This is a genomic window from Imhoffiella purpurea, assembly GCF_000585215.1.
Taxonomy (GTDB): Bacteria; Pseudomonadota; Gammaproteobacteria; order Chromatiales; family Chromatiaceae; genus Imhoffiella; species Imhoffiella purpurea.
Genome location: NZ_AONC01000040.1, coordinates 156823 through 169916 on the forward strand (window position 1 = coordinate 156823; position 13094 = coordinate 169916).

General features: G+C 65.3%; 11 protein-coding genes. 8 read left to right on the plus strand and 3 right to left on the minus strand.

Translation table 11 applies throughout. From position 1 onward, the window contains the following. The first annotated feature begins 109 nt into the window (after nucleotides 1–109). From D779_RS13745 to D779_RS13755, 3 genes are all read left to right on the plus strand, one after another. Nucleotides 110–1453, plus strand: a complete 1344-nt coding sequence (locus D779_RS13745; RefSeq protein ID WP_043754951.1) for a polysaccharide deacetylase family protein — start codon at nucleotides 110–112, stop codon at nucleotides 1451–1453. A gap of 54 nt (nucleotides 1454–1507) precedes the next feature. Next, nucleotides 1508–2974: a glycosyl hydrolase family 57 gene (locus D779_RS13750; protein ID WP_043755087.1), complete on the plus strand. Its 1467-nt coding sequence runs from the start codon at nucleotides 1508–1510 to the stop codon at nucleotides 2972–2974. Nucleotides 2975–3154: 180 nt separating this feature from the next. Continuing rightward, nucleotides 3155–4228, plus strand: a complete 1074-nt coding sequence (locus D779_RS13755) for a DUF2333 family protein (RefSeq protein WP_043754953.1) — start codon at nucleotides 3155–3157, stop codon at nucleotides 4226–4228. A 70-nt stretch (nucleotides 4229–4298) separates the two neighbouring features. Here D779_RS13755 and cysC read toward each other — a convergent pair whose 3' ends face one another. Beyond that, nucleotides 4299–4955, minus strand: a complete 657-nt coding sequence (cysC, locus tag D779_RS13760) for an adenylyl-sulfate kinase (RefSeq protein ID WP_043754956.1) — start codon at nucleotides 4953–4955, stop codon at nucleotides 4299–4301. A 126-nt stretch (nucleotides 4956–5081) separates the two neighbouring features. Here cysC and D779_RS13765 point away from each other — a divergent pair, with 126 nt between their 5' ends. The 5 genes from D779_RS13765 to D779_RS13785 all read left to right on the plus strand — a co-directional run bounded on the left by D779_RS13765 (nucleotide 5082) and on the right by D779_RS13785 (nucleotide 11653). Continuing rightward, nucleotides 5082–5801: an ABC transporter ATP-binding protein gene (locus tag D779_RS13765; RefSeq protein ID WP_043754958.1), complete on the plus strand. Its 720-nt coding sequence runs from the start codon at nucleotides 5082–5084 to the stop codon at nucleotides 5799–5801. Continuing rightward, nucleotides 5798–8161 (plus strand): ABC transporter permease, encoded by a 2364-nt coding sequence (locus D779_RS13770; RefSeq protein WP_043754960.1) that lies wholly within the window; start codon nucleotides 5798–5800, stop codon nucleotides 8159–8161. The genes D779_RS13765 and D779_RS13770 overlap by 4 nt, the downstream gene beginning before the upstream one ends. Beyond that, the gene (locus D779_RS13775) at nucleotides 8158–9369 is read left to right on the plus strand and encodes an efflux RND transporter periplasmic adaptor subunit (RefSeq protein WP_232424188.1); all 1212 of its coding nucleotides are present in this window, start codon (nucleotides 8158–8160) and stop codon (nucleotides 9367–9369) included. Before D779_RS13770 ends, D779_RS13775 begins: the two co-directional genes overlap by 4 nt. A gap of 203 nt (nucleotides 9370–9572) precedes the next feature. Beyond that, a complete protein-coding gene (locus D779_RS13780) occupies nucleotides 9573–11030 on the plus strand; it encodes a GAF domain-containing sensor histidine kinase (protein WP_043754965.1) in 1458 nt (485 codons plus the stop codon). After that, on the plus strand, nucleotides 11027–11653 hold the full coding sequence (locus D779_RS13785) for a LuxR C-terminal-related transcriptional regulator (protein ID WP_043754967.1): 627 nt from the start codon (nucleotides 11027–11029) through the stop codon (nucleotides 11651–11653). Before D779_RS13780 ends, D779_RS13785 begins: the two co-directional genes overlap by 4 nt. A gap of 50 nt (nucleotides 11654–11703) precedes the next feature. Here D779_RS13785 and D779_RS13790 read toward each other — a convergent pair whose 3' ends face one another. Further along, nucleotides 11704–12306, minus strand: coding sequence for a tail fiber protein (locus tag D779_RS13790; RefSeq protein WP_081763518.1), 603 nt, complete (start codon nucleotides 12304–12306; stop codon nucleotides 11704–11706). A 69-nt stretch (nucleotides 12307–12375) separates the two neighbouring features. Next, nucleotides 12376–13074 (minus strand): hypothetical protein, encoded by a 699-nt coding sequence (locus D779_RS13795; protein WP_043754969.1) that lies wholly within the window; start codon nucleotides 13072–13074, stop codon nucleotides 12376–12378. Nucleotides 13075–13094: the final 20 nt, after the last annotated feature.

Genomic DNA, 13094 nt, shown 5'->3' on the forward strand with positions numbered 1-13094 from the left:
GTGTTCCGCCGAGTCGAGGAACGAAGTCAGGGTCATGCCGCTGTAGTGGGTCTCTCGTGCCGGCTTTGATATTCTCTTCGACAAAGGTCACCGACGGGGTTTCATCAAGATGACGGTTCATCACGCACTCGTGCTCAATCTCCATCAGCCCTCTGGCAACCTCCAGGAGCTGCTCGCGAATCAGTCCTGGGAGGCGAAGGAGATCCTGTTCGCACTGGATCGCATCCCCAGGTCGCTATGGGGTCACGAGGACCGGGCCCGGGTCCATCTGTCCCTGTCCGGCACCCTGCTCGAGACGCTTTCGGATCCGGTTTTCCAGCAGCAGGTCTACGGGATCGTCGATTGCGGCTCGCTGCTCTGGCACCTGCAGAACCAGTCGCTGTTCGAGGTGATCGGTACCGGTTACTATCACCCCGTTCTGCCCCTGATTCCCGAAGCGGATCGCAAGGAGCATCTGCGCCGCTGGCTGGGGATCGCGCATCATCTGTTGTGGCGCCCCAGGTTCCAGGGCTTCTGGCCCCCCGAGATGGGCTTCTCCATGGAGCTGATCCCCTTGCTGCGCTCCTTCGGCTTCCGCTATGTCATGGTCGACAGCGAGCATGTCGAGCCGGTGACCGAGATGAGCTGGCAGGAGCTGCGCTATCGGCCGCACATCGCCCGCTACGGGGACGACGAGATCGTCGTGGTGGTCCGCGATCGCGAGCTGTCGGACGCGCAGGAATCCGGCATGGAGCTCGACTGGTTCCTCAACGAGGTCGCCGAACGCACCAAATGGTGCGATTTCCCGCCGCTGGTCGCTACCTGCACGGACGGCGAGAACGGCGGCTGGTTCCGCAACGTGACCGAAGGGGCCAATTTCTGGAGCGTCTTCTATCTGCCGCTGCTCGAACGTTTGGCGGCGGGCGAGTCGGACGTGACGCCGACATTCATCAGCGACTATCTCGACACCCATGGCGCGCACGGCGAGGTGCGGGTGCGCACCGGTGCCTGGAACACCGGCTGGCATCATGGCCGCGACTTCACCCAGTGGACGGGCTCGGAGCCTCAGCGTCATGCGGTGGCCGATTTCGAGCGTCTCAGCCGCGCGATCCACGACGCACGCTGGTTCGCGGGCGAGCGGGGTATCCACGAAGGCCCCCATGCGGAGGCCATCGAAGAGGCCATGTTCTATCTGTTGAGGGCCGAGACCAGCTGCAACATCTACTGGGGCGAGGCATGGGTGCCGCGTGCCGAGGCCGATCTTGCGTCCAGCCGCGCGGCCATGGCCCGGATCGGGATCGAGGTTCCGGCGGACGAGGCCCCGACCGAGTCCGCCGATGCGGATACGGCCGCCGTCGAGCCTGGGGCGGCGGATGTCTCGGACTCCATCGAGATGGAGTCTTCCGAAACCGCGTCCCAAGCGCTGCGGCAGGTCCAGGCGGACGAGACGCCTTCGGACGATCGCCCGGTCTGATGCCGGGCCTGCATCCAAGATCGACCACATTCATTGAATCTACAGGAGCTGACCGTGAACCAATTGTCCGAATATGTCGGTGATGTCCCCAATGTCTCCGGTCACGAAGCCGAGGTGGCGACGGTCGTCGAGGGCGGACGCGCGCGCGCCCTCTTCGCCGAGCGCGGTGGTGTCGATTTCGGATCCATCCGCGCGGCCTGCGCGATCGCGCTGCACCAGCATCAGCCGCTGATCCCGGCTGGGGGCGAGGACCTGCGCACCGCGGCGCTGATCAGCAATCTGCAGTACATGATGCACAACCAGCACATCGGGGATAACTACAACGCCCCGGCCTTCGTCTGGTGCTACAAGCGCATGGGCGAATTCATCCCACAGCTGGTCGGGGAGGGCAAGTCGCCGCGCTGCATGCTGGAATATTCGGGTACCCTGCTCCACGGACTGCGCAAGATGGGCGAGGATCATGTCATCGACGCCCTCAAGACCATCACCTGCAATCCGGATTACAATTGGGCGGTCGAGTGGCTCGGCATGCCCTGGGGGCACGCGGTCGCGCCCTCGACGCCGGTGCAGGACTACCGGCTGCACGTGCGCGCCTTCCAGCAGCATTTCGCCGCCCTCTTCGGCTGGGAGGCGTTGGAGCGCGTCAGAGGCTTCTCGCCCTCCGAAATGGCCCTGCCCAACCATCCGGACGTGGCTTACGAATACGTCAAGACGCTGGTCGACTGCGGCTATCAATGGGTTCTGGTTCAGGAACACACGGTCCAGCAGATCGACAATGGGCGCCATCCGGAGCGTCCGCATCTTCCGCATCGTCTGGTCTGCACCAATTCGCACGGCGAGAGCGTCAGCATCATCGCCATCGTCAAGACCCAGGGCTCGGATACCAAGCTGGTCGCCCAGATGCAGCCCTGGTACGAGGCGCAGGGTCTGGAGCGGCTCGAGCTCGCCGGCAAGTCCGTGCCGCCGCTGGTGACTCAGATCGCCGACGGCGAGAACGGTGGGGTCATGATGAACGAGTTCCCGGGCAAGTTCATGGAGGTGGCCGCCGCCGCGAGTCATTCGGCCACTCCGCTGATGAACGTCAGCGAATACCTGGAACACCTGTTCGCCTTGGGGGTCGAAGTGTCGGATCTGCCCGAGGTCCAGCCGCTCTTCCAGGATCGCATCTGGTCGCGCATTCAGCCCGGCGACGGTCCGGAGAAACTGGCCCGGACGATCGAGGATCTCAAGCAGGAGGACGGTCGTTTCCACATGGATGGCGGCAGCTGGACCAGCGATCTCTCCTGGGTCGAGGGCTACGATAACGTGCTGGGGCCGATGGAAGAGGCCAGCGCGCTCTTCAGCGAAAAGGTCCTGACTCCGGGGACGGCGACCGGCGACGAGCGCTACCGCAATGCGCTCTTCCATCTGATGGCATCCCAGACCAGCTGCTATCGCTATTGGGGGCAGGGGTTGTGGACGGATTACGGTCGGGAGATCTGCCGGAGGGTGGTCGACATCATCCAGCACGATTTCGCCTGAGGATTCACGACAGGGTATGCCGATGCCGAGCGGTCAGGCGATCGCTCGGAGATTCGCCGAGGGTGGCAATTGGTGGTTTAGCCCCAACACTACCTAGTGAAGCATATGGTTATTCTGGCCGAGGCTCCGGGTCATTCGGGTTGCGGATATCCTAAGGTTTTTATATATGAGGAGTTTTCTATGAGTCCAAACCTCTCTTTGGAAAGACCGGATTTGAAGACACGGGTCAAGCGCCTCATCGCGCTCTACGATCCCCGCATCTGGAAGGAGAAGGGCATCTGGTGGACGGGGGGGCTGTTCCTCGTCACCTATTTCGTGGTGGTGATCATCCTTGGGATCATCTGGTCGCGCTCGCCGGCGACCTTCGACGTCCACCAGAACGCCCTCGAGATGCTCGGCGGCGACGAGAGCAAGCTGGTGACGGGCACCTACACGGCGGCGACCGCCATTCGGATCGGCGACACCCTGCTGAACAAGCCGGGCGGCTATCTGACCAACGACATGACCCCGCCCGGCGTCTACCTGGACAACATCCCCAACTGGGAATTCGGCGTCCTGACCGAGCTGCGCGATCTCGCGGATTCGTTGCGCAACGACTTCAGCCGGGCGCAGTCGCAGTCAATCGAGGACAAGGACCTGCAGGTGGCCCAGCCCCAGTTCAACTACAACTCGAATTCCTGGATCCTGCCTTCGAGCGAGTCCGAGTACAAGAAGGGTCTGGTCGCGCTGACCCGCTATCTGAATCGTCTCGCCGACGACAAGGCCACCGACGGTCAGTTCTTCGCCCGCGCCGACAACCTCACCGCCTACTTGCAGCTGGTCGAGAAGCGTCTCGGCAACCTGTCCCAGCGGCTGTCCTACGCGGTCGGAGAGGCCAATCTGAACACCGATCTGGCCGGCGATCCCAGCGCGCGTCAGTCGACCCCGGTGCCGGTGCAGACCGTCCAGAAGACGCCCTGGCTCCAGATCGACGACATCTTCTTCGAGGCGCGCGGATACACCTGGGCCCTGATCCATACGCTCCAGGCGATGGAAATGGACTTCAAGAGCGTCCTCGAGGACAAGAATGCGCTGGTGTCGCTCCAGCAGATCATTCGCAAGCTGCAGGACACCCAGGATTCGATCTGGAGTCCGCTGATCCTCAACGGCACCGGATTCGGCCCCATGGCCAACCACTCGCTGGTGATGGCCTCCTACATCTCGCGGGCCAACGCCGCCGTCATCGATCTGCGCAAGCTGCTGGAACAGGGGTAGGTTAGCTACCAGCTACCAGCTACCAGCTACCAGCTACCAGCCGCCAGTGCCACTGGCGGCTGTTTTTTCCTCAAAGGGAGATGATGTCTCGCTCCAGGAGATACTTCATCACCTCGTCGATCAGTTCGCCGGGCGATTTCTGGCCCGCATGAAGGGTCAGCTCAGGTGAGAGCGGCGGCTCGTAGGGGTCGTCGATTCCGGTGAATCCCTTGATCTCTCCTGCCCGGGCCTTCTTGTAGAGCCCCTTGGGATCGCGCTGCTCGCAGATCTCGATCGGCGTATCCACGAAGACCTCGATGAACTCGTCCGGCCCCATGGTGGCACGCACCCGGTCGCGGTCGCGCCGGTAGGGACTGATGAAGGCCGTCAGGGCGATGATGCCGGCCTGCGAGAAGAGCTGGGCCACGGCCCCGATGCGGCGGATGTTCTCTTCGCGGTCGATGGCCGAGAAGCCCAGTCCGAAACGCTCGGCGAATTCGTCGCCGTGGGTGGCGCACAGCATCTTGGGCCCGGCGTTGAGCGCATGGCGGACATTGTCCCCATCGAGCACGGCGCTATGGATGCGGTGGCCGTGCAGCCGATGGTCGAGGGTGTTTGCCAGCGTGCTCTTCCCCGAGCCGCTGAGTCCGGTGAACCAGACGACACAACCCTTGTGGCCCTTCATGGCCTCGCGGTCGGAACGTGAGACCTGATGCTCGTGCCAGGTCACATTGGTGTCATTCGCCATCGCTTGATCTCGATCTCATCCGTTGTGAAATGATGCGGTGCTAGTATGCCCGTTGACTGGGTGCCTCGCTATCGCGCGGGACTGCCCGGATCATAACATCCACGAATCCTGCGAAATCCTCTTCCGATGCCGAGCGAATCCGCCTCTTCGGTCTTCGTCGTGCGCGGCCTGGCCAAGACCTATGTCATGGGCGAGGTGAGTGTCCCCGCGCTGCAGGACGTGGATCTGGATCTCTATTCCGGCGAGCTGGTGGTGCTGCTCGGTCCCTCGGGCAGCGGCAAGTCGACCCTGCTGAACATCCTGGGCGGGCTCGATCGGGCGAGCGCGGGCGAGGTGGTCTGCGACGGCTGGAACCTCACCCGGGCGGGCGATCGCGAGCTGACCGCCTTTCGCCGCGAGGTCGTCGGCTTCGTCTTCCAGTTCTACAACCTGATCCCGAGCCTGACCGCGCGCGAGAACGTGGCCATCGTCACCGAGATCGCCGCCGATCCCATGGCGCCGCACGAGGCCCTGGACCTGGTCGGTCTGGGCGGCCGGCTCGACCATTTTCCCGCTCAGCTCTCGGGCGGCGAGCAGCAGCGGGTGGCCATCGCCCGAGCGATCGCCAAGCGGCCCAGGGTCCTGCTCTGCGACGAGCCGACCGGCGCACTCGACTCCAGCACCGGGGTGATCGTGCTGCAGGTCCTGGAGCGCATCAATCGCGAGCTGGGTACCACGACCGCGGTGATCACGCACAATGCGGGCATCGCCGCCATGGCCGACCGGGTGGTGCAGATGAGCGACGGACGCATCCAGTCGATCCGCGAGAACGGGAGCCGGCTGGCACCCTCGGAGCTCAGCTGGTGAGCGCCCTGAGCCGCAAGCTGCTGCGCGAGACCTGGCGCATGCGCGGCCAGGCGCTGGCCATCGGCGTGGTCATCGCCGGCGGGGTCTCGACCCTCATCATGGCGCTCGCGTCGCTCGACTCGCTGACGCTCACCCGCGACGCCTTCTACCGCGACTACCGCTTCGCCGCCGTCTTCGCCTCGCTGAAGCGGGCACCCGAACCCCTGCGCGAGTCGGTCGAGCGCATCCCCGGCGTCCAGCGGGTCGAGACCCGGGTGGTGGCGGGCGTCAACCTGGACATTCCGGACTTCGAGGACCCGGCCACGGGCGTGCTCGTCTCGCTTCCCGACGGGCGCAATGCCGAGCTCAACCGGCTCTTCCTGCGCGAGGGGCGACTGCCCGAGCCAGGCAGGGACCAGGAGGTGGTCGCGAGCCAGTCCTTCGCGGACGCCCATGGGTTCCATCCCGGAGACGGTCTCGCGGCCATCATCCACGGCCGCCGTCAGCGGCTCGAGATCGTGGGCGTCGCCCTCTCGCCCGAATACATCTATCAAATCAAGCCGGGCGATATCTTCCCCGACTATGCGCGTCACGGCATCTTCTGGATGAACCGCACCCAACTGGCGAACGCCTACGACATGGACGGCGCCTTCAACGACCTGGTGCTGTCCCTGACCCGGGATGCCCGCACCCAGGATGTGATCGAGCGCCTGGATCTGCTCCTCGAACCCTACGGCGGCCTGGGCGCGCTGGCGCGCGAGGATCAGCTCTCCGACCGCTATCTCAGCGCCGAGCTGGAGCAGCTCCAGGGCATGGCCAAGCTGCTGCCCGGGATCTTCCTCGGCGTCGCCGCCTTTCTGCTCAACGTGGTCCTGACCCGTCTGATCGGCACCCAGAGGGACCAGATCGCCATCCTCAAGGCGTTCGGCTATACCAATCTCCAGGTCGGCTGGCACTATGTCCAATGGGTCCTGCTCATCGTCCTGCTCGGGCTCCTTCTGGGGACCGCGGCCGGGATCTGGCTGGCCCAGCAGATGGCGGAACTCTATCGGGACTTCTTCCATTTCCCCTATCTCGAATTCCGGATCGCGTCCCGCGTGGTCGGCATCGCGGTGCTGGTCACGCTGGCGGCCGGGCTCCTGGGGACTCTGACGGCGCTCTGGCGGGCGGTTCGGCTGCCGCCGGCCGAGGCCATGCGGCCCGAGCCGCCGGCCCTCTATCGGCCCATCCTGATCGAACGCCTGGGTCTGGAGCGCTTCTTCAGCCAGCCGGTGCGCATGATCCTGCGCAACCTGGAGCGCCAGCCGCTGCGCGCCGGGCTCTCGATCCTGGGCATCGCCATGGGCTGCGGCATCCTCATGGTGGGCCGCTTCCAGGAAGGGGCGCTGGACTATCTCATCCAGGTGCAATACGGTCTGGCCCAGCGCGACGATCTGAGTCTGACCTTCGTCGAGCCGACCTCCCGTCGCGCGGTCCAGGAGCTCGCCGCGCTGCCCGGCGTCGACTGGGTCGAGCCGACGCGCAGCATCGCGGTCCGGCTGCGGCACGCGCACGCCAGCTACCGCACGGCCATCCAGGGCCTGCCGCCGGACGGCCGGCTGCGCCGTGTGCTCGACGATCGGCTGCGGGTGCTGGAGATACCGCCGGAGGGTCTGTTGATCAGCGAGTATCTGGCCGAGATCCTGCGGGTGCGCCCGGGCGACCGGCTTGAGGTCGACTTCCTCGAGGGATGCCGCGACAGGCGCGAGATCGCCGTGGTCGGCGTCGTCAGCGAATGGACAGGGGTGTCGGCCTATATGGATCTGGAGGCGCTCGACCGGCTCGCCGGCGAGGGCGAGGCCATCTCGGGCGCGCTGATCGATCTGGCCCCGGGCGCCCGCGAGGCGGTGGTGGCGCGTCTCAAGGAGGCGCCCAGGGTCGCCGGGGTGACGGACCGCCTGCGCGCCATCCAGAGCTTCACCGACTCCATGGTCGAGATCGTTCTGAGCTTCGCCTTCGTCGCCAGCCTGCTCGCCGGCAGCATCGCCTTCGGCGTGGTCTACAACAACGCCCGCATCGCCCTGACCGAGCGTGCGCGCGATCTGGCCACGCTGCGCGTGCTCGGATTCGGACTCGGCGAGATCGCCTTCATCCTGCTCGGCGAGATCCTGGTGCTGACGCTCCTGGCCATCCCCGTCGGATTCGCGATCGGTACACTGCTGATCGTTGCCATCGTCGAGGGCGTCTCCTCCGACCTCTACCGCTTTCCGCTCGTCATCGAGCCATCGGTCTACGCCTTCTCGGCGCTGGTGATCCTGGTCTCCACCGCCCTGTCGGGGGTCATGGTCGCCCGCCGTCTGACGCGACTCGATCTGGTCGCCGTGCTCAAGACCCGCGAATGATGAAACGACAGCCCTCCGGATTCCGCCGTCTGTTCTACGTCCTGCTCGGCGGCTTGCTGCTGGTCCTCCTGCTCGTCTGGGGCATGCGCCCGACGCCGCGTCTGGTCGATGTGGAGCCCGTGACCCGCGGGCACCTGGAGGTCGCCTTCGAGGCCGAGGGACGGACCCGGGTGATCGAGCCCTATGCGATCTCGGCCCCGATCGCCGCCCAGGCGCGGCGTCTCCGGCTGGACGTGGGGGATGCGGTCGCCGCCGGCGAGGTAGTCGCCACCCTGGATCCCTTGGCCGCCCCCGCCCTGAACAAGCGGGACGACCGGCAGGCCAAGGCGCGGGTCGAGGCCGCCGCATCCGATCTGGAGGCGTGGCTGGAGACGGCCAGGGCCGCCGAGGCCGCCGCCGATCTCGCCGCCAAGGAGCGCTCGCGTATGCGGCGATTGGCCGACCGGGACATGGTCTCGCGCACCCAGGTCGATCAGGCCGATGCCGAGGCGCGCCGCACTCGGGCCGAGCTGGCCGCGGCGCGCCACCGGGTGAGTGCGGCACGGCAGGAACTGGTCTCGGCCGGGGCCGAGCTGGGCTACGCGGGGGAGCGGGAATCCTCAGAAACCGGCGTCCTGCAGCTGCGCTCGCCCGTCTCCGGCCGGATCCTGTCGCGCGCCTTCGAGAGCGAGCGCGTGGTCCAGCCCGGCGACCCCATCCTCGAGATCGGCGATCCGGGAGAGCTGGAGATCGAGGTCGACGTGCTCTCGTCCGATGCCGTGCGTCTCGCCCCCGGGATGCGGGTCCTCCTCGAACGCTGGGGCCAGCCCGAGCCCTTGGAGGCCCAGGTCGGCCGCATCGAGCCGACCGGCTTCACCAAGATCTCGGCGTTGGGCGTCGAGGAACAGCGGGTCTGGGTGATCGCCGACTTCGTCTCGCCGCGCGCGCGCTGGGAACGCCTGGGACACGGATACCGCGTCAACGCCCGCTTCGTTCTCTGGGAGTCGGAGGATGTGCTCCAGGTCCCGACCAGCAGCCTCTTCCGGTCGGGGGATGAATGGGCCGTCTTTCGCCTGGAGGATGGCCGCGCCCGTCTCGTCACCGTTCGCATCGGACGCCGAGGGGCGTTGCGGACCCAGCTGATCGCCGGATTGGATGTCGGTCAGGAGGTCATCGTCCATCCGGATCGAGAGATCGACGACGGCGTGCGAGTCGAGGCGCGTCGCTGATATCGGTCCGGATCGCCGCCCTGATGCCATCGCTCCAATCAGTTGGATCAGAGGCCGCTCCGGTTATGGATAGGCGTTATCTCCCTAGTTGAGCTACCCCGCTTGCTCTAAGATAGATCCATCCGCCACAGGGCGGATGGAACCAGCAGTCAAGTGGTTCGTCTACAAGACGTGTAGAAAAGCCAATCTCAGGAAAAATCGTTATGGATAGCGACAATGCCCATGGTTCCGAAGATTTCATCTCGTTGTATTTTCATGGTATTGATGCCAATGCCTGCGGTCGGGGACGCGACCTCTCGCGCTTGTTTCCTGTGGTCGCGCGCCATGGCTGGCAGCTGAGCGATTCCGTCGACGCCGCTGCGCCTCGGGAAGAGAGCTCCCGCAGAGAGGTGCAGGCCGCGCTCGAACGGACTCTGGTCGGTACCCCGGACGCGTATAGGATCCGTTCATCGACTGACGAACGGGCGGAGGCGCGTCTGAAAGCCACTCAAGCGGTCGTTTATCGCTGCAACCGTCTTTTCGTTCACGCCTCGGACGAGCGAACCCTACTCCATGCCGTTTGCGAGACCCTGGTCGATCGCACCGATTACGCCTTTGCCTGCATCGGCTATCGAGACAGTCGGGCGCGTCCCCGGCTGCGATGGGTCGCTCGAGCCGGTCGGGGCGGGAGAGACCTCGGCCGGGATCTGCGGAATTCCCTCGCCGTCCCCGAGCACGACCGTCTCTTTCGGTTGGTCCGCGCTTCAAGCCAGGCGATCGTCGTTCCCGACCTCGCTTCAGATGCCGCCAGCGCCGTTCCTTGGGGCGTGTCTGCCGTCCGTCTCGGGCATCGCTCGGCGATCCTGCTGCCCCTGCGCGTCGGCGAGACATCCTCGGGCGTCCTCGGGATCTTTGCGAGCATGCCAGGCGCATTCGAGGCACAGGAATCCTCGCTGCTCACCGATCTCGTCGAGGACTTCTCCTCGTGCATTCATGGACTGCGCGAGCGTGCCGCGGCGGCTCGATTGTCCCTGCGTCTGCGCGAAGAGGCCGAGCGTGAGATCAGGAGTCGGTTGGCCGCGGCCTTGCACGATGGCGTCAGTCAGACCTTGCTCGCCCTGAATGTGGAACTCGCACAAGCTCGATCGATGCTGCGGCGCGGGGCCCCGCTGGACTCGGGCACTCTCGACAGGCTGGTGGTCGGCTCGAGAAACGCACTGGATCAGCTGCGCGATGTGAACGTCGAGCTGCGTCCCGCTCCCTTGACGCTGCACTCATTCACGGCGGCGGTCTTCGATCAGTGCAACGAGAGTGCCGAATTGGCCGGTCTCCCGGTCATCTTTCACGCCGACGAGACGCCTCTGGTCTTGGCGGAATCGGTCAAGCTCCAGTGCTTCCTGGCGTTCCGCGAGGCGCTGTGCAACGCGGTCCATCACGCGCACGCGAGCCGGATCGATGTCTATCTTCGCGCCCGCCCCAAGGGATGCTTGACGCTCGCGATCGTCGACGATGGAATCGGTCTCGCCCCGCGTTCCTCCAGCGAGCGCCGGTCCGGAATGGGGCTGAGTATCCTGCGCGAGCGGATCGACGCGGTGCGAGGTCGGGTCGATTTGCGCAGCCGCCATGGTCGGGGGACCCTGGTGCGCATTCGCATCCCGCTGGCACCGACCGCGATGCCATGAGTATGCGAGTCGTTCTGGCCGATGACCATGCCATTGTCCGTCAAGGGTTGGCATCGCTGCTTCGCGCCGAGCCGGACATCGAACTGGTCGGGGAGGTCGGTGACGGGGAGGATGCGTGGCAGGCGATCGGTGACTCTAAGCCCGACATTGCCGTCCTGGATCTCGCCATGCCGGGAGCGACCGGCATCGAGATCGCCAGACGGGTCGAATCCGCGGGGCTGGCAACGCGGATCCTGCTGCTCACCATGTACGAAGACCCGGCCACCGCGCTCGACGCCGAGCGGGCTGGCGTCGCCGGTTATGTCCTCAAGGCCAGCCTCTTCGACGAGCTGATCCTGGGCGTGCGTCTCGTTGCCGCCGGCGGGACCTTCATGTCCCCCGCCATCGCCGGGAAGCTGCGTCCACTCCGGTGCGATCGGCATCCGACCGTCACGCTCTCACCCAGGGAGCGGGAGGTGGTTCGCCTCTTGTCCCAGGGGCTGCACAGCAAGGAGATCGCCCGAATCCTCTCCATCAGCCCAGGCACCGTGGACACCTATCGCAAGCGCTTGATGCAGAAGCTGGATGTGCACAGCGTGGCCGAGGTGGTGCGTTGGGCCGCGGAAAGCGGCGGTACTCTCTGAGCGTGCGTCGCCTGGACGGCGTGGGCGACGCGATACGCTTCTTGATCCTTTCAACGGAATTTGATGATGTAGTTGACCGCGATGTTTCGCGGCCTTGTCTCCCCGCTCGAGACCCGTGCTGCCGGTGTGTTGGGAGAGGTGGTCGGTTTGGAGGTGATCGTCACCCCCGCGGCTTGTCCGGATTGAGAGACAGCGGAAGCATTGGTGACATCGTAATTGTGGGTGTGATCCTGAAGCGCGTCGCATTGGAACGAGCCCACCTGATTCGCGGTGCTCGAGCCGTTTGCCGCAAGCCGCTGGGCGGCATCCGGGTCCATTCCGGAGCCCGCATCGAAGCCTCTCAGGAACAGCCCGCGGTAGTCGGGAATCCTGAATCGGGCAGTTCCGCCATCGCTCTTTGATCCATAGAGGTCACCGAGTGCCGCATAGAGCTCCGCAAAGGCATCGCAGGCGAGCCAACGCCCGTCGCACAGCATCCAGCCCTGGGCCTCCAGGTTGTTCGCCGGTGCGTCCGGGGCCGGTTGCGGGGAAACGGGGCGGCCCGCTGGGCAGGCGCTGCCCGCCCATGTGGAATTCGGTGTGCTGGTGGTTCCACGAGGATCGATCTGACCGGCGAAAGGACAGACGGTGCCGACGGGGAGGGAACTGATCATGGCGTTGTTCTCTTTGAAGTGACGATAGGTGCCGTGTGCGCTCGCGCAGGCGAAGGCGCCGTTCCAATCTCACACGAGTCCTCTCCCCGCGACGTAATGCAGCGTCGTGCGGGGTACCTTGACTCCCCCGGTGCTTGCCGTCGTAGCGGACGACTGCGGTGGGCCTGGGGTGATCCGCCAGGTGTTCGCGTCATCGAGTCTTGCGGTCATGATGCGGTTGGTACCGCTGTACTGGATCTTGCCCGAGGGATTGAGGGTGGCGGGGTCGAGCCTGTCGTTCACCTGGACCCTGGAATTGCCGAAGGTGATGAGACATGTGAGCGCGGCCGAGGGGGTAAAAGGCATTCGAGCGTTCGGGCGCAGCTGACCTGCAAAGGTGCCCGCACCGCCCATGCCGATTCCGGCGACCGCGTCGGCATGTGTCGGAATGGTGCCATCGGAGCTGACGACCAGGCGCCCCGCCTCCGCATGCGTTTGGATGGGGCCAAAGGTAAAACCGAAGTCGTTGTACGTGATGTCGATCAAGCTGCCCAGGCTGGTCGCCGGCTTCACCTGCTGTGCCCGCGTTGGGCCGTATTGGACCCACAGGAAGTCGAATTCCGAGCTCCAGGTGAATTCGACCTGGACGCTCGGGTTGGCACCGGTCACCATCCACGCCAGCGTTTCATAGTTCTGTTGGCTGTCCGGCTGCTGGTAGACGCAGACCTCTCCGGCATACCCGGAGTCATTGACGAACCATAGCGTGTAGGTCGAAAAAGCCTCAGTCATCGGGCGATTCCTTCTTCATT